Source organism: Acidovorax sp. GW821-FHT10E03 (assembly GCF_059415205.1).
Window position 1 is genome coordinate 77,460 of sequence record NZ_JBWKMU010000013.1, and the last position, 15,843, is coordinate 93,302.

General features: G+C 67.5%; 14 protein-coding genes. 7 read left to right on the top strand and 7 right to left on the bottom strand.

The genetic code is table 11. From position 1 onward, the window contains the following. Window positions 1-63 precede the first annotated feature (63 nt). The gene (locus tag AC07OD_RS21955; RefSeq protein ID WP_492255363.1) at window positions 64-2,115 is read left to right on the top strand and encodes an EAL domain-containing protein; all 2,052 of its coding nucleotides are present in this window, start codon (window positions 64-66) and stop codon (window positions 2,113-2,115) included. Here the strand turns inward: AC07OD_RS21955 and AC07OD_RS21960 are convergent. Continuing rightward, window positions 2,054-3,397 (bottom strand): AI-2E family transporter, encoded by a 1,344-nt coding sequence (locus AC07OD_RS21960; RefSeq protein WP_494598101.1) that lies wholly within the window; start codon window positions 3,395-3,397, stop codon window positions 2,054-2,056. The two genes, AC07OD_RS21955 and AC07OD_RS21960, sit on opposite strands and share 62 nt — an antisense overlap. A 165-nt stretch (window positions 3,398-3,562) precedes the next feature. After that, entirely contained in the window at window positions 3,563-4,798 is a 1,236-nt protein-coding gene (locus AC07OD_RS21965; RefSeq protein ID WP_218341677.1) for a spherulation-specific family 4 protein, read from the bottom strand. A gap of 142 nt (window positions 4,799-4,940) precedes the next feature. On the opposite strand from AC07OD_RS21965, the gene AC07OD_RS21970 reads away from it, so the two are divergent. Further along, entirely contained in the window at window positions 4,941-5,678 is a 738-nt protein-coding gene (locus tag AC07OD_RS21970; RefSeq protein WP_228899943.1) for a hypothetical protein, read from the top strand. Beyond that, window positions 5,675-6,271 carry a FlgO family outer membrane protein gene (locus AC07OD_RS21975; protein ID WP_494598010.1) on the top strand — a complete coding sequence of 199 codons (597 nt, stop codon included), beginning with the start codon at window positions 5,675-5,677 and terminating at the stop codon, window positions 6,269-6,271. The genes AC07OD_RS21970 and AC07OD_RS21975 overlap by 4 nt, the downstream gene beginning before the upstream one ends. 261 nt (window positions 6,272-6,532) lie before the next feature. Here the strand turns inward: AC07OD_RS21975 and flhC are convergent, their stop codons facing one another. From flhC to AC07OD_RS22000, 5 genes are all read right to left on the bottom strand, one after another. After that, window positions 6,533-7,090 carry a flagellar transcriptional regulator FlhC gene (gene flhC / locus AC07OD_RS21980; RefSeq protein ID WP_218293757.1) on the bottom strand — a complete coding sequence of 186 codons (558 nt, stop codon included), beginning with the start codon at window positions 7,088-7,090 and terminating at the stop codon, window positions 6,533-6,535. A 57-nt stretch (window positions 7,091-7,147) separates the two neighbouring features. Further along, window positions 7,148-7,474, bottom strand: a complete 327-nt coding sequence (flhD, locus tag AC07OD_RS21985; protein ID WP_008902803.1) for a flagellar transcriptional regulator FlhD — start codon at window positions 7,472-7,474, stop codon at window positions 7,148-7,150. 319 nt (window positions 7,475-7,793) lie between these two features. Continuing rightward, window positions 7,794-8,696, bottom strand: coding sequence for a sulfurtransferase (locus tag AC07OD_RS21990; RefSeq protein WP_218341676.1), 903 nt, complete (start codon window positions 8,694-8,696; stop codon window positions 7,794-7,796). 102 nt (window positions 8,697-8,798) lie between these two features. Beyond that, window positions 8,799-9,710, bottom strand: a complete 912-nt coding sequence (locus AC07OD_RS21995) for a DMT family transporter (protein WP_218341675.1) — start codon at window positions 9,708-9,710, stop codon at window positions 8,799-8,801. Window positions 9,711-9,850: 140 nt separating this feature from the next. Further along, entirely contained in the window at window positions 9,851-11,005 is a 1,155-nt protein-coding gene (locus AC07OD_RS22000) for an aromatic ring-hydroxylating oxygenase subunit alpha (RefSeq protein ID WP_218293762.1), read from the bottom strand. Window positions 11,006-11,314: 309 nt separating this feature from the next. Between AC07OD_RS22000 and xseB the strand changes: the two genes are divergently transcribed. From xseB to AC07OD_RS22020, 4 genes are all read left to right on the top strand, one after another. Beyond that, complete coding sequence (xseB, locus tag AC07OD_RS22005; protein WP_494598011.1) at window positions 11,315-11,557, top strand: exodeoxyribonuclease VII small subunit; 243 nt, start codon at window positions 11,315-11,317, stop codon at window positions 11,555-11,557. After that, window positions 11,554-12,492: a polyprenyl synthetase family protein gene (locus AC07OD_RS22010; protein WP_218294430.1), complete on the top strand. Its 939-nt coding sequence runs from the start codon at window positions 11,554-11,556 to the stop codon at window positions 12,490-12,492. Before xseB ends, AC07OD_RS22010 begins: the two co-directional genes overlap by 4 nt. Before the next feature lie 98 nt (window positions 12,493-12,590). Next, window positions 12,591-14,471, top strand: coding sequence for a 1-deoxy-D-xylulose-5-phosphate synthase (gene dxs, locus AC07OD_RS22015; protein ID WP_218341673.1), 1,881 nt, complete (start codon window positions 12,591-12,593; stop codon window positions 14,469-14,471). Between the two features lie 282 nt (window positions 14,472-14,753). Further along, a complete protein-coding gene (locus AC07OD_RS22020; protein ID WP_218293766.1) occupies window positions 14,754-15,836 on the top strand; it encodes a TRAP transporter substrate-binding protein in 1,083 nt (360 codons plus the stop codon). Window positions 15,837-15,843 lie beyond the last annotated feature (7 nt).

Below are 15,843 nucleotides of genomic sequence, written 5' to 3' on the forward strand. Positions count from 1 at the left end.
GATCTTGCGTTCTGGCGGCTGTTGCTGTCCCGGCGGCTGGAGGCCGTGGCGAGGGCCGACGCGATGCGTGCCATTCGCGAAGGGCTGCTCTGGGTCCTGCCGTGCCTGATGGTGTCGGCCGTCCTGCTGGTGCTGTCGGTGCTGGCGCGCATGCTGGGCCTGCCGGCCTCCGTGGCCGACTTGCTGGCGGACCTGCACGGGGAGATCAGCCGCATCCTGCCGCTGCTGATCACCGCCTCCATCGGCTACATGCTGGCCATCCGCCACCGGTTGCCACGCTTGCCGGTGGCCTTTCTGTGCTTCGTCCATGCCGCGCTCGCCGCCTACCTGCTGCGCGGCCATCCGCGGGCGGCGGCCACGCTGGTGCTGTTCATCGCGATTGCCGCCCCGCTTGTCACCGTGCCGCTGATGGCCTGGCTGATGCGGGTGCGCGGGCTGCGGGTCGCGCGCATGGCCCAGGTCAGCGAGAACGTGGAGGACGCCATGAACATGGTGGTTCCCGGCATCGCCACCACCGCGCTGCTGGTGGTCGTTCTGGCCTTGCTGCAGCAGTGGGAGGGGCTGGTGCACTGGCGCCTGCCCATCGATGTGGCCAACCCCGATCAGTCCTATCTCAACGCCGTATTGCTCACGGGCCTGAATTCGCTGCTGTGGTTTTTTGGCATCCACGGCTACCACGCGCTGCAGCCGCTGTTCCAGTCCCTGGACCAGGCCGTGGGCTGGAACGCCCTGGCCCTGCTGGCCGATCAGGTGCCGCAGCATCCCCTGAACGCGGGCCTGCTGGGGGCATTTGCCTTCATCGGCGGCTCGGGCGGAACCTTGTCGCTGGTGCTGGCCGTGCTGTGGCGCGCCCGCAGCCCCGGCCTGCGCCTGCTCGCGCTGGCGAGTCTGCCGATGGCGCTGCTGAACGTGAACGAGCTGCTGCTCTTCGGCATCCCGCTGATCCTGAACCTGCGGATGCTGCTGCCGTTCCTGGCCGTGCCCGCCCTCAATGCCTGTCTGGCGCTGGCGGCCGTGCAGGCGGGCTGGGTGTCCGTGGCCAGCATGCCCATGCCGCTCAATGCGCCGGTCGTCTTCAATGCCTATGTCAGCACCCAGGGCGACTGGGGCGCGGTGGCCCTGCAGCTGGCGCTGGTGCTGCTCGGCGCCTGCCTGTATGGGCCTGCGGTGCGCTCGCTGGAGCGCCACAACGAAACCACCGTGCACCTGCCCGGGCTGGACACCACCTTCACCCGCCTGCAGGAGGAGGGAAGCCTCTATGCGCGCGATCCCGTGGTGGTCGCACAACAAGGCCAGGCACGCCGCGAGGAACTGCTGGCCCAGGTGCGCCGCATGGGGGACTACGAATTCTTCCTGGAGTACCAGCCCCAGGTGTCGCTGCGCACCGGCCGGTGCACGGGCTGCGAGGCCTTGCTGCGGGCCCGCGATTCCCGGGGCCGCGTCCAGCCCCCCGGGGCGTTCCTGGCCTGGCTGTCCGAGGCGGGCCTGATGAAGGATGTGGACCTGTGGGTGGCGGCTGCGGCGCTGCGGCAGTACCGGCGCTGGCGCAACGCGGGCTTCGAGCTGCCCATTTCCATCAACATCACGGGCCCCACGCTCATGTCGCAGGAGCACTGCATCCGTCTGGTGGACCTGATCGCGCCAGCGGCCGGCTGCATCAGCATCGAGCTGACCGAGGATGCCCTGGCCGCGGATGTCTTCGGAATGCGCAACGCCATCGCCCGTGTGCACGCTGTGGGCGCGAAGGTCTCCATCGACGACTTTGGCACCGGCTACTCATCCCTGAGCTACCTGCATGCCTTCGAGGTCGATACGATCAAGATCGACCGCAGCTTCGTGCTCGCCAGCGCGCAGGCGCAGGGAGGGCGGGTGCTGGAAGGCCTGCTCAACTTCTGCCAGGGGCTGGGCTGCGGCATCGTGGTGGAAGGGGTCGAGACCGCCGAGCAGCTGCAACGGCTGCCCCGGACCATGGACCTGGAGGTGCAGGGCTGGTATTTCGGCCGGGCGGTGCCTGCAGACGAGCTTCCCGCGTTCGTGCAGCAGCGCCTGGACCTCAGTCCCCCAGCAACTCCCCCACCGCCTTCAGATCCTCCACCCGGTCGCACACCGCCTTGACGGCCATCATCACCGGGATGCCCAGTAGCAGGCCCCACAGGCCCCACAGCCAGCCCCAGGCCAGCACGCTGACGAACACGGCCACGGGGCTCATGCTGCTGGTGCGGCTGGTGAGCCAGGGAGTGAGCAGGTTGCCCACCAGGGTATGGATGACCAGCGACGCGCCGCCGATGGCCAGCGCCATGTCCAGGGTGCCGAACTGCAGGAAGGCCACCAGGGCCGATGCGCCGGTGACCAGGGCCGAGCCGATGTAGGGCGCGAGGTTGAGCACCCCGGCCACCACGCCCCACACGGCCGCGTTCTCCAGGCCCAGGGCCCAGTAGGCCAGGCCCGTGGCCACGCCCACCAGGGCGCTGGTGAGCACCTGCACCAGCAGGTAGCGCTGGATCTGGTTGGTGATGTCTTCCAGCACGTGGATGGTGACCTTGCGCCGTTCCAGGCTGGTGCCCGCGATGCGCAGCAGCTTGTTGCGAAACAGGTTGCCGGAGGCCAGCGCGAAGAAGGTGAGGAAGACCACCACGGTGAGCTGGCCCAGGGCCGACATCAGCCCCATGGTGCCGCTCCACAGGTAGTCGCGGATGTTGAACGGAGGGCGCTCCACCACCACGCGCTGCACGCCCCGCCGGGTGGGGCTGGCGGCGCTGTTTTCGTTGGCGGCCTGCTCGATCTGCGTGGCGGCCTTCTGCACGGTGTCGAGCGGGCTGCTGGTGCCTGCGCGCGCCTTGATGCTGTCGCGCACCTTCTTGGCGGCCACGGGCAGCGAGTCGACGAGCTGCGCGGCCCCGTCGCTCAGCGACCAGGCGGCGCTCGCCAGCCCGAAGACGATGGCGATGAGCAGCACGCCCGCGCCCAGCCAGCGCGGCACGTGGCAGCGCCGCAGGAGCTCGACGGCGGGCCGCAGCGCCGTGGTGAGCAGCAGGCTGAGCATGATGGGGATGAACACGGCGCTGGCCCAGTGCAGCAGCGCCACGCCGGCAAACAGGGCCAGCAGCGCGAGCGAAAGGTTGCGCACGTCCACGGGCATGTGGAGCATGAGCGGGCCGGTGAGGGGTGCGGTGGCTGCGGGCGCGCCGCTTGGCAGCTGCGCAGGCGGTGGGGGGCTGTCTTGGGTTGACCTGGCTTTGGCGGGTGGGGCCGCTTCGGCCGCTTGGGCCACTGGTGCGGGGCCGTCCGCCACAGGCGCGTGGGGGGGCAAGGTCGGGGCTGCGTCAGCGGCGGGGCTGTCTGGCTGTGGCGGCTCGGCAGCGGGTGCGGGCGGGGATGCAGGGGTGGGCTCGGTCATCATGCGCGGATTGTGATGGGACTCGGGCCTGCTGGGTTGTAGGTCGGGCTGACATGCAGCGTGTCGGCGGCGGGATGCTGCGGTTCGCACGCTCTGGCAGGTGGTTTGCCCCGCGACCCGCCAGCGGTGCCTGTGTGGCAGGGTTCGGCGCCCTGCCCGGTGGCATCAGCACAGCGGCAGCGGGCGCTTCTTGTTGAGTGCATCCACCGTGCCCAGCAGCTGCTGCCAGTAGGTGGGCAGTGACGACCACGAGGCGCCGATGGCCAGGTTGGTGGCATAGACCATGCCGGTGTTCAGGCGGGGCCGGTGGGCGTGCTTCACGGCGGCCTGCATGTCGGTGCAGGTGCTGGCGGTGTGAACCAGCATGGCCTGGGCGGTGTTGTCCTTGGCGTAGACCCAGGTGCTGGCGGGCTGGGGGTCTGTGGCCTGGTAGGCGGCGGCATTGCCTGCGTAGGTGACCAACGTGTCGGCCACACCCGCATAGGCCGCTACGGGGTAGGTGCCTGGGTTGCCGATCACGGTGGGCGCGTTGGGCGGCGTGGCGCCTTTGCTCATGCCCGAGGCCCGGGCCTTGGCGTAGTTGTAGACGTCCTGAAAGTACGCCAGCCGTGCGCTGTCGGTGGCCATGCCGTCCAGGAAGAAGCCGTCGAGCTGGTCGGGGTAGAGGCGGATGTAGTTGTCGATGGTGGCCTTCACGTCGGCCACCGAGCGCGACCCGCCGCTGCCCGAGGTGGCCACGTAGGCGACGACTTTGTTGGTAGTGCCCGCCACGGCCTTGAAGTCTTTGATGGCCGTAAGCAGGTCGTCGTCAACCTCGGAGTCCGCAGTCAGCACGCCGTCGCTGGCGCTGGCCACGGCGGTGATCTGCACGTCCGGGTAGCTGGCTGCGCCGCTGGTGAGGGTGGCCCAGGGCGACGAGGTGCCGCTGGCGCTGAAATACGCGGGCACCAGCACCTGCAGGTTTTTGTGGGTGGGGCGCACGTAGTACGTGAGGCTGTCGCCCGCCGTGTTGGCGCTGCTGGTGGCCGTGGCGCTGACCTGGAAGGTGGCGCTGGGCGGCAGGCTGCTCACGGTGAGCGTGGTGCTGGCCACGCTGGCCACGGTGGTGGGCGCCACGGGGGAGAAGGTGGCGGCTGCGGAGGGGCTGACAGTAAAGGTGACCACCGTGCCGTTGGGGGCTGCGCCGCCGTTGACGGTAACGTCGGCCGCCAGCGGCTCGGATGCGCCGGGTTCGAGCACGTTCTCGGCGGGCTGCACGAAATGCAGCGTGACGGGCGCGCTCGCGGGCGGCGGCGGGGCGGCCGTGTTGTTGTCCTTGTCCGTGGCGCCGCCGCAGCCCGCCAGAGCCGCAGTGAGGGCCATCAAGGACGCGAGGCGGTGGGTGCGGGTTGTGGTGAGCATGGTCGTGACGGAGTGTTGGTATGAATGGGTTGATTGTGAAGGTTCGTGCGGGCGGCTCCAAGGGCTGAAACGGCCGCTTTGACCGGGAAAAACGGCCTTGTTGCGCCGATTGCAGCAGGCGGGCGCCAGTACCATGGCCCACATGCCATCCTTCCTTCACCGCATTCCGGCCGCCGCAGCAGCCTTGCTGTGCGCAGCGCTGCTGGTCGGCTGCGGCACGCTGGACGTGCCGCGTGCCGACAACTACCCCGCCACCGGCCAGAAGAAAGCCCGTGCCGTGCACCACTGGGATGTGCTGGCGGGCGATGTGGCCGGGCGCGTGGCCGAAAAGATCGCGTCCTGGCCCGAGGGCGAATACCCGTTGTACGTCACGGTGGCGGACAACTCCAGTTTCAACCAGAGCTTTCTCAAGCTGCTCAAGGTGCACCTGCTGAACCGGGGCGTGGCGGTGTCCACGGTGCCCACGGCGGTGGAGCTGGAGGTGCAGACGCAGCTGGTGCAGCACGGGTCTGGCTCGCCGCGCGGCCTGCCCGTGCCCATGGCCGGCACCATCATCGGCACTGGCGTGGGCGTGTGGCGCGACTGGGCGGTGCACTATTCCGACCGTACCCTTTTGCCGGGTGTGGCCACGGCCTTGGGTGTGGGGGCCGGGGTGGCGCTGGACATGGCCCAGCTCTATACCCAGGGCGCCGCCGCGGGCGGACCCACGCGCACCGAGGTGCTGATCACATCCACGCTCAAATCGCGCGACAGGTACCTGGCCGGCACGGCCGATCTGTACTACATCGAGGGGGCCGACGCGGTGCTGTATCAGCCCGAGCGGCCGCCCGCGCCTGCACCGATGACGCCCGTCAAGACCTGGCGGGTGGTGGCGCCATGAAGGGGCTGTGGACGCCGCAACAAGCTCCCCGGGGCGCACGCGCCGCCAGCTGGTGGGCGGCCGCCGCTTTTGCGCTGGCGGGCCTGCAAGGCTGCGAGACCACCAACCCCATGCACAGCTACTACTACGGCGACCGGGCGGGCGGAATATCGCGCAGCAACCTCATCGAGCTGAATGAACGCGCCACCGATGCGCTGCTGCAGACCGCACCGCTGGACGCCCACCAGCCCGTGCTGGTGGCCACGCTGGTCAGCGTGGACCGGCTCACCGAATCGTCGCGGCTGGGCCGCATCTTCTCCGAGCAGATCGCGGGCCGCATGGTGCACCGGGGCCTGAAGGTGACCGAGGTGAAACTGCGCGAGAACCTGCTGCTGCAGCGCGACCAGGGCGAGCTGCTGCTGTCGCGCGAGGTGCGCGAGGTGAGCCAGGCCCAGGACGCGCAGGCGGTGGTGGTGGGCACGTACGCGGTGTCCACGTCGGTGGTGTACATCAGCCTCAAGCTGGTGAACCCCGTGGGCAACACCGTGGTGGCGGCGCACAACTATGCGGTGCCCATGGATGAAAACGTGCGGGCGCTGCTGGCCGGGAGGTAGCAGGGCGCTCGCAGGCCTCAACCGGATTTGATATTAATTTGATAGCTGCTTGCGCTTGTTTTATAAGCGCAAAGTGCCAATTTGACTTGGATTCTTGAACGTTCGACCCGACCGGGCGAGCCTTGCGAACTGGCGCTGCCTTCTCCCTTGCCAGGGATGCCAGGCAAGGGCCGCCCCGCAGCGAGGGCATCGCCCCCTTTCCCGAATCGCGTAGCGGTTCGAGAGAAGGGGGAAGCGGCAAAGCCGCTCGGGGGGATGTACTTAGTGCAGCATCAGTGCACCGGCCGTCTTGCTCTTGCCAGCGCGGGCGGGTGGGTTGCACAGGCCGCAGGTGAAATGGCGGTTCTCGTACAGCTCGGTCACGAACTGGCCGCTGCACTGGGCGCACTTGGTGCGGGTGAGCATGCCGGCATCCACGAATTTCACCAGACGCCAGGCGCGGGTGAACGACAGCAGGGGTTCGATCTCGGCCGTGGCCACCTGTTCGTTGTACAGGCGGTAGGCCTTGGTCAGCAGCTCCACCGAATCCAGGTCCACGCCCTTGGACAGGTATTCGTAGATGTTCAAAAACAGCGAGCTGTGGATGTTCTCTTGCCAGGTCAGGAACCAGTCGGTGGAGAAGGGCAGCTGGCCCTTCGATGGCGACTTGCCCGCGATTTCCTTGTACAGGCGGATCAGGCGCTCGTACGACAGCGTGGTTTCCGACTCCAGCACCTGCATGCGGGCGCCCATCTGGATCAGCATGGCGGCGCGTTCGATCTGCTTGGATTCGTTCAGAACGCTCTTGGCTGGGGCTTTGGCGGCGGTGGTGGAGGACATGGCGGGCTTTCGGCGAGAGAGATGGAGGGCGTTCGGTGCAAAGGTCTGGCGGTGGGCTCAGAGCACTTCGGACACGCGGCTGGCCATCAGGATGTTGGCGTGCAGCGTGTTGGTGGCCTCGTTGCCCACCTTCTTGGCCGAGTGGTTGGTGAGCAGGCTCCACACCAGGTTGTCGTCCACGCGGAAGCTGCAAAGAAGCGTGTTTCTGGAGGCCAGTTTCATCACTTGCGCCGCCGACAGCGATGCGAGAATATCGGCAGACTCCTCGTTCATGCCCAAGCGGAACACGGCCTCTGCCTTGTCCTGGCGAATCAGGGTCTGGGCCAGCATCAGGTAAGTGAGGTTGGCTTCGCGGATTTCAGCGAGGAGTTGTTCGTTGGTCATGGCGGCTTCCTTTGTTCCAGTTCCGGGTCTTGCGTGGTGGCCTGCTGTTTGCAGGTTTTCGCGATCCGTTGAAATGGATTGTGAAACCGCCCCAATCAAAAATTAAGTCGGGGTTTGGCTGTGCCGCGTGTCTGGTTCTGCGGTGGGCTGCGTAGGAATTTGCCCTACACGCACATCAGGTGCAGGCTGGCATTTCAGGCGGTGGTCGCTGCTGTGGCAGTGGGCCCAGGCTGCCCACTTCTGTTCATGGTTTTGATAGCACCCTCAAAACCATCTTTTTTGCACTTTTACAACCTGCGCTGCGGTGCTGGACGCTGGATCAGCCTTTTTCGACCGGGCGCGTGGGGTCTGAACACCACTCGCTCCAGCTGCCAGCAAACAATGCTGTCGGGCCGAGGCCGGCTATCTCCATGCCCAGCAGATTGGGCACGGCGCTCACGCCGCTGCCGCACTGGTGCACCACGGTGGCGGGGTCACGGCCGCCTAGCAGCGCTTCAAATTCAGAGCGCAGCACGTCAGCAGGCTTGAAGCGGCCATCCGCGCCGATGTTTTCGGCAAATGGGCGGTTCAGCGCGCCTGGAATGTGGCCGGCCACGGGGTCCAGCGGCTCCACCTCGCCCCGGTAGCGGGCACCTGCACGGGCGTCGATCACGGTCTGGCCGGGCTGCTGCAGGCGCGCAAGCACCTCGCTGGCCGTGGCCAGCTGGCGCAAGGGGGCGCCCAGCTGGAAATTGGTCTGGAAGTGCGCGGGCTCTTCGCCGCTGTTCACCGCCCCCCCGGCGGCCTGCCAGGCTTGCAGCCCACCGTCGAGCACGGCCACAGCATCGTGCCCCTCCCACTTGAGCATCCACCACAGGCGGCCACAGTAGTTGGCGCCCTGGCGGTCGTACACCACGGCCTGCATGCCATTGGCAAAACCTACGCTGGACAGCCACATTGCAAAACGCTCGCGGCTGGGCAGGGGGTGGCGCCCACCGGATGCCGGCTGGTCGGCTTCCTGGGCGGTCAGCGTGCCGTGAGCTCCGGGGGCACCGTGTTTGGCGCTGAGGTCGTTGTCAAGGTTGGCGTACACCGCGCCGGGGATGTGCGCCTGTGCGTACTGCTGTGCACCGGCTGTGGGTTGCATCAGTTCGAAGCTGCAGTCAAACACCATCAGCGGCGCACCGCTGGCGATCAGGGATTGCAGGTCGGGGGCAGAGATGAGCGTGGTGTAGGTGGTCATCGGCAGAAAATGGGCAAAGTAACGGAGTGCGTCGAAAGGGGCTCCATTGTGGCCATCCCGGTGGAGCGTGTCCTCGTCTGGCCGTATCTGTTTTTGTATCCGTCAGTGTTCTTCGGCAGGTGCCCCGGGCGCAGCCCGCGCGCGCAGGATGGTGGCAACGATGCCGCTGCCCACGATGAGGGCCATGCCCAACCAGCCGATGGGCGGGATCTTGTCGCCAAACAGCAGCACGCTGTAGACGGCGGCGAACACGATGCCTGAATACTGCAGATTGGCCACCACCAGCGTGCCGCGCTGGGTCTTGGCGCTGGCGTAGGCCTTGGTCATGCACAGCTGGCCGCCCGCGGCCAGCACGCCGATGGGCAGCAGCCACAGCGCCTGCCAGCCCGGCCAGGCCGAGGTGCCGGTGAACAGCATGGCCACGCCGCCCGCCACCGCCGAGCCGACGGCGAAGTAGAAGACGGTGCGCGACTCGGGCTCGCCCAGGCGCGACAGCGCCACCACCTGCATATAGGCAAACGCAGCCGTCAGGCCCGACATCAGCCCGATCAGGCCGGCAAAGGCCTGGTTCTGGTCCAGGCTGGGGCGCAGCATCAGCACCACGCCCACGAAACCGACCAGCACGGTGAGTACCAGCGGGCCTTGCAGGGCCGGGCGCGGGGTGGCTGGCGAGGGGCGCCAGGCCAGCAGCGTGCCCCCGATCAGGAAGGCGGCGATCCACACGCTGCTCATGTAGTTGAGCGTCATGGCCGTGGCCAGGGGCAGGTGGGCGATGGCGAAGAACCAGGCTCCGAGCGAGGTCACGCCCACCAGGCTGCGCCAGGCGTGCATGCCGGGGTATTGCGTCGCCAGCGTCACCTTTTGCGAGCGCGCCAGCAGCCACAGGATGAACATGCCGATCAGGCCCCGGTAGCACACCAGCTCGGCCGAGTTGAAAAAGTCCGACGCGATCTTGACGCACACGCCCATGCTGGCAAACAGGAACGCGGCCAACACCATCCAGAGGGCTTGCATCGGGTTGTGGTCTCTCGAGGCGCGCCGTGGGGCGCAGAAATGAAAATAGCTGCCAGCGCTTATTTTTTAAGCACTGGCAGCTATTGTAATGAGAGCAGACCATGGTGGGCCTGCGGATTGGCGGGGTTTTGCCGCCGTATTCAGCGTTTTGGCGTTGCCGGGTCGATGGTGTCCGAGCCCATCGCCTCGCGGTACCACTCGTGGAAGTGCTGCATGCCGTCTTCCATGGGGCTTTGGTAAGGGCCCACTTCGTTGTCGCCACGGGCCAGCAGGGCCTTGCGGCCGGCGTCCATGCGTTCGCCGATCTCGTCGTCCTCGATGCAGGTCTCCATGTAGGCGGCCTTCTGCGCCTCGACGAATTCGCGCTCGAAGGCGGCGATCTCCTCGGGGTAGTAGAACTCCACCATGTTCAGCGTCTTGGTGGGGCTGACGGGGTGCAGCGTGGACACGGTGAGCACATGCGGGTACCACTCCACCATGATGTGGGGGTACAGCGTGAGCCAGATGGCTCCGTGCTTGGGCGGCTTGCCCTCCCGGAAGGCGAGCAGGGCCTCATGCCAGCGCTCGTACACGGGGCTGCCGGCCTTGCCCAGGCGGTTGGCCACGCCCACGGTCTGCACCGAGTAGTTCTTGCCGAACTCCCAGCGCAGGTCCTCGCAGGTCACGAAGCTGCCCAGGCCCGGGTGGAAGGGCCCCACGTGGTAGTCCTCCAGATAGACCTCGATGAAGGTCTTCCAGTTGTAGTTGCACTCGTGCAGCTCCACGTGGTCGAGCACGTAGCCCTCGAAGTCCAGGTCGGCGCGCGGGCCCATCTGGGCGAGGTCGGCGGCCACGTCGTAGCCGTTGTCCTCGAACAGCAGGCCGTTCCACTCGCGCAGCTTGTAGTTGTTCAGGTTCAGGCAGGGGTCGTTCGCGAAGTGCGGGGCGCCCAGCAGCTCGCCCTGGGGGCTGTAGGTCCAGCGGTGCAGGGGGCACACGATGTTGCCGCCCGCGCTGCCCTTTTGCTGGGTGTGCAGCGAGCCCTTGCCCTTGAGCATGACGGCCTGGCGGTGGCGGCAAACGTTGGAGACGAGCTCGACCCCGCCCTGGGCGTTGCGCACCAGGGCGCGGCCCTCGCCCTCCTGGGGCAGTGCGTAGTAGTCGCCGACGTTCGGCACGGACAGTTGATGCCCCACATAGCGGGGCCCGCGCTGGAAGATGGACTCCAGCTCGCGCTGGAACAGCGCATCGTCAAAGTAGCTTGAAACTGGTAGTTGGCTTGCGGCCTGCTGCAGTTGAAGACTTAAATCAGACATGGGTGACCTGACCTAAAGACTCCCCACAGGGAGGTGCGCCTGGGCGCATCTGGAAAAAAGAAACCGGCTCAGGAGATGAGCCGGCTCGACGGGAATGGGATTATAGGCGGTGGGGTTATTCCCGCATCCCACTTACGTGTATTGAAACCCCTGTTCCGGCCATCCGCTCACGGCGTGCCGCGGCCCCGTGGCGGGCCGGACACAGGCTTCTGGCGCCGGGGGCGGAGCGCGCCGGGGGGCGTCCCGCGCCGCGCCGCGGTGGTGCGCCTAAAATGACCGGTTTTTCACCCGCGCACCGTCGCCCCCTCCATGCCCAAGGCCCCCGCAACTCCCGCGCCCCCCGCCGAACCCGCTAGCTACGAAGCGGCGCTGGAAGAGCTGGAGCAACTCGTGGTCCGCATTGAATCGGGCCAGCTGCCGCTGGACCAGATGCTGGCCGGCTACCAGCGCGGTGCGGCGCTGCTGGCGTTCTGCCGCCAGCGGCTCGATGCCGTGCAGGACCAGATCAAGGTGCTGGACGAAGGACAGCTGCAACCATGGAACCAGGAATGAGCGCGGTGCCGATGGCGTGTGCGAGCCGACCCCTTGACATGAATCTCTGGAGCCAGAACCACCTGGCACGCGTGGAGCAGGCCCTCTCGCAGTGGGTGGGCCACGGCGCGCCCGCCGGGCTGGGCGATGCCATGCGCTACGCCGTGCTCGACGGCGGCAAGCGCCTGCGGCCCCTGCTGGTGCTGGCGGCCTATGAGGCGGTGTGCAGCGGTGCCTCCGCCTCCGCGGTATTCGACGACGCGGCGCTGCGCGCGGCCTGCGCGGTGGAGCTGATCCACGCCTACTCGCTGGTGCACGATGACATGCCCTGCATGGACAACGACGTGCTGCGCCGGGGCAAGCCCACGGTGCACGTGCAGTTTGGCGAGGCCCAGGCGCTGCTGGCGGGCGACGCCCTGCAGGCCTTTGCGTTCGAATTGCTGACGCCGGACAACACCCTCATCCCTGCTGCCACCCAGGCCGCGCTGTGCCGGCTGCTGGCCTGCGCTGCGGGGTCGGCCGGCATGGCGGGTGGGCAGGCGATCGACCTGGCCAGCGTGGGGGTTGCGCTCACGCAGGACCAGCTGCGGCAGATGCACCGCCTCAAGACGGGCGCGCTGCTGCAGGGCAGCGTGCTCATGGGCGCGGTGTGCGGCCATGCGGTGGGCGCGGCGTACCAGGCGCTGTCCGACTATGGCGCCGCCATGGGCCTTGCGTTCCAGGTGGTCGACGACATCCTGGATGTGGTGGCCGATTCGGCCACGCTGGGCAAGACGGCGGGCAAGGACGCGGCGGCCGACAAGCCCACCTATGTCTCGCTGCTTGGGCTGGAGCCCGCGCGGGCCCATGCCGACGAACTCCTGGGCGAGGCGCATGCGGCGCTGGCCCGCAGCGGCCTGCCCGATACCCGCGCACTGGCGGCCCTGGCGGACATGGTGGTGCGCCGCTCGCACTGAGCAGGGCCCTGGCCGTGCCGCGTCGCGATGAAGAAACATACCAAACTGGCCACTGGCGCTTATCGGTAAAGCGCTGGAAGCTATAAAAAGAATAGTAAATGTCCACGACGTCCTTTCCCCTGCTGCAGAACATCAATGACCCGGCAGACCTGCGCAAGCTCTCGCGCGCAGACCTCAAGGCGCTGGCCACCGAACTGCGCGAGTTCGTGCTGCAGAGCGTCTCCCAGACCGGCGGCCACCTCAGCTCCAACCTGGGCACGGTGGAGCTGACCGTGGCGCTGCACCACGTCTTCAACACCCCCGAAGACCGCCTCGTGTGGGACGTGGGCCACCAGACTTACCCCCACAAGATCCTGACCGGCCGGCGCGACCGCATGCATACGCTGCGCCAGCTGGGCGGCATCTCGGGGTTTCCGCAGCGGGCGGAAAGCGTGTATGACACCTTCGGAACGGCGCACTCGAGCACCAGCATCTCGGCGGCACTGGGCATGGCGCTGGCCGCCAAGCGCAAGGGAGAAGACCGGCATGCGGTGGCCATCATCGGCGACGGCGCGATGAGCGCCGGCATGGCCTTCGAGGCGCTCAACAACGGCGGCGTGGCCGACGCCAACCTGCTTGTCGTGCTCAACGACAACGACATGAGCATCAGCCCGCCCGTCGGTGCGCTCAACCGCTACCTGGCCCAGCTCATGAGCGGCCAGTTCTACGCCGCCGCCAAGAACGTGGGCAAGACCGTGCTGCGCCCCGTGCCGCCCCTGCTGGAGCTGGCCAAGCGCTTCGAGCAGCAGGCCAAGGGCATGGTGGTGCCCGCCACGCTGTTCGAGAAGTTCGGCTTCAACTACATCGGTCCCATCGACGGCCACGACCTCGATTCGCTGATCCCCACGCTCGAGAACATCAAGAGCCTCAAGGGCCCGCAGTTCCTGCACGTGGTTACCAAGAAGGGCCAGGGCTACAAGCTGGCCGAGGCCGACCCCGTGGCCTACCACGGCCCCGGCAAGTTCGACCCGGCCGTGGGCCTGGTCAAGAGCAGCGCCGCGCCGAAGCCCACCTTCACCCAGGTGTTCGGCCAGTGGCTGTGCGACATGGCCGCGCACGACGGGCGCCTGGTGGGCATCACGCCCGCCATGCGCGAAGGCTCGGGCATGGTCGAGTTTGAAAAGCGCTTTCCGGACCGCTACTACGACGTGGGCATCGCCGAGCAGCACGCCGTGACGTTCGCCGCCGGCATGGCCTGCGAGGGCGTCAAGCCCGTGGTGGCGATCTACTCCACCTTCCTGCAGCGCGGCTACGACCAGCTGATCCACGACGTGGCGCTGCAGAACCTGCCCGTGGTGTTCGCGCTCGACCGTGCCGGGCTGGTGGGCGCGGACGGCGCCACGCATGCCGGGGCGTATGACATCCCGTTTGTGCGCTGCATCCCGAACATGAGCATGGCCTGCCCGGCCGACGAGCGCGAATGCCGCCAGTTGCTGAGCAGCGCCTTCGAGCAGGACCACCCCGTGGCCGTGCGCTACCCGCGCGGCAGCGGCGCGGGCGTGGCGCCGCTGGCGGGCCTGGACAGCCTGCCCTTTGGCAAGGGCGAGATCCGCCGCGAGCGCCAGGGCACCCGTGCCGGTGCCCCGCGCATCGCCATCCTGTCGTTTGGCACGCTGCTGTACCCCGCGCTCGAAGCGGCCGAGGCGCTGGACGCCACGGTGGTCAACATGCGCTGGGCCAAGCCCGTCGACGAGGCGCTGCTGCGTGAAGTGGCCGAGCGCCACGATGCGCTGGTCACGCTGGAAGAAGGCGCGATCATGGGCGGCGCGGGCAGCGCCGTGACCGAAGCGCTCAACGCCATGGGCATCGTGCGCCCGGTGCTGCAGCTGGGCCTGCCGGACGTGTTCATCGAGCACGGCGATCCGGCCAGGCTCCTGGCATTGCAGGGGCTCGACGCGGCGGGAATCCGCAACGCGATAGAGAAGCGGTTCCCGGGCTAGGGCGAACGGCCGCGCTGCGCGGACTGGCCTCGCCGGCGGCCGCATGCCGTGGGTGGATGCGCAGGCAGTGCCCTCTGCTTTTTCCGGGACAGGGTGGGGCGCTGACGGCGGGGCCGCCAGCCGGTGCCGCGCATGGCCTTGCGTGCCCGGGAAAACCTAGAGGGCCAGCCGCGGACCCTCCTCCTACAATTGCGACAAAAGGCAACAGTGCCCGTCCCCCGCCAGCGCCGCAATGGCGCCATGCGCCCGCGCCTGCCAACACCCCTCTTGGAGACAAGTTCTATGGATCGCCGCTCTCTCGTCAGACACGCAGGTATCGCAGGGGTCCTGGCCACCGGCGTGGCGCCCGCGGTGTTTGCGCAGGCATCCATCCGGTGGCGCCTGGCCTCCAGTTTCCCCAAGTCGCTGGACACCATCTATGGCGGCGCGGAGGTGTTCGCCAAGGCCGTGAAAGTGATGACGAACGGCCGCTTCGAGATCTCCGTGCACGCGGGGGGCGAACTCGTGCCGGCATTTGGCGTGGTGGACGCCGTGCAGGGCGGCGCGGTCGAGATGTGCCATACCGTGCCGTATTACTTCTACGGCAAGAGCCCCGCCTTCGCGCTGGGCTCGGCCATCCCCTTCGGCTTCAACGCGCGCCAGATGAGCGCCTGGATGCTCCATGGCAATGGACGCAAGCTCATGGACGAGTTCTACGCCGGCTTCAGCATGGTCAGTTTCGCGGGGGGAAACACCGGCACGCAGATGGGCGGGTGGTACTTGCGCGAGATCAAGAGCCCGAGCGACTTCAAGGGCATGAAGATGCGCCTGGGCGGCGGTCTGGTGGGTGAAGTGATGTCCCGGCTGGGCGCCATTCCGCAGAGCATTCCGGGGGGCGAGATCTACCAGGCCCTGCAAAAGGGCACCATCGACGCCGCCGAATGGGTGGGGCCGTATGACGACCAGAAGCTGGGGTTCAACAAGGTGGCGCCCTTTTACTATTACCCCGGCTGGTGGGAGGGCGGGCCCGAGGTGGATTTCTTCATCCACAAGAAGGCGTTCGACGGCCTCTCGGCCGACAACAAGCTCATCGTGGAGGCAGCCGCCGCCATTGCGCACGCGGACATGCTGGCCAAGTACGACGCGCTGAACCCCACCGCGCTCAAGCAGCTGGTGGCCGCCAAGACCAAGGTGCTGCCGTTCTCGCAAAGTGTCATGGATGCGGCCTTCAAGGCTTCCATGGAGGTCTTTGCGCACAACGATTCCAAAAGCCCCGAGTGGAAGAAGATCTACGGGGACATGCGCAACTTCCAGCGCGACCAGATCCTCTGGTTCCGCTTTGCCGAAGCGCGCTACGACACCTTCATGTCGGCGCAGAAGATCTGACGCCGCT

What these genes read in the sequence shown, in the direction of transcription:
- AC07OD_RS21955 (WP_492255363.1), top strand. Translation starts at nt 64, where the DNA reads ATGCGTGCCATTCGCGAAGGGCTGCTCTGGGTCCTGCCGTGCCTGATG.
- AC07OD_RS21960 (WP_494598101.1), bottom strand. Translation starts at nt 3,397, where the DNA reads ATGACCGAGCCCACCCCTGCATCCCCGCCCGCACCCGCTGCCGAGCCG.
- AC07OD_RS21965 (WP_218341677.1), bottom strand. Translation starts at nt 4,798, where the DNA reads ATGCTCACCACAACCCGCACCCACCGCCTCGCGTCCTTGATGGCCCTC.
- AC07OD_RS21970 (WP_228899943.1), top strand. Translation starts at nt 4,941, where the DNA reads ATGCCATCCTTCCTTCACCGCATTCCGGCCGCCGCAGCAGCCTTGCTG.
- AC07OD_RS21975 (WP_494598010.1), top strand. Translation starts at nt 5,675, where the DNA reads ATGAAGGGGCTGTGGACGCCGCAACAAGCTCCCCGGGGCGCACGCGCC.
- flhC (WP_218293757.1), bottom strand. Translation starts at nt 7,090, where the DNA reads ATGTCCTCCACCACCGCCGCCAAAGCCCCAGCCAAGAGCGTTCTGAAC.
- flhD (WP_008902803.1), bottom strand. Translation starts at nt 7,474, where the DNA reads ATGACCAACGAACAACTCCTCGCTGAAATCCGCGAAGCCAACCTCACT.
- AC07OD_RS21990 (WP_218341676.1), bottom strand. Translation starts at nt 8,696, where the DNA reads ATGACCACCTACACCACGCTCATCTCTGCCCCCGACCTGCAATCCCTG.
- AC07OD_RS21995 (WP_218341675.1), bottom strand. Translation starts at nt 9,710, where the DNA reads ATGCAAGCCCTCTGGATGGTGTTGGCCGCGTTCCTGTTTGCCAGCATG.
- AC07OD_RS22000 (WP_218293762.1), bottom strand. Translation starts at nt 11,005, where the DNA reads ATGTCTGATTTAAGTCTTCAACTGCAGCAGGCCGCAAGCCAACTACCA.
- xseB (WP_494598011.1), top strand. Translation starts at nt 11,315, where the DNA reads ATGCCCAAGGCCCCCGCAACTCCCGCGCCCCCCGCCGAACCCGCTAGC.
- AC07OD_RS22010 (WP_218294430.1), top strand. Translation starts at nt 11,554, where the DNA reads ATGAGCGCGGTGCCGATGGCGTGTGCGAGCCGACCCCTTGACATGAAT.
- dxs (WP_218341673.1), top strand. Translation starts at nt 12,591, where the DNA reads ATGTCCACGACGTCCTTTCCCCTGCTGCAGAACATCAATGACCCGGCA.
- AC07OD_RS22020 (WP_218293766.1), top strand. Translation starts at nt 14,754, where the DNA reads ATGGATCGCCGCTCTCTCGTCAGACACGCAGGTATCGCAGGGGTCCTG.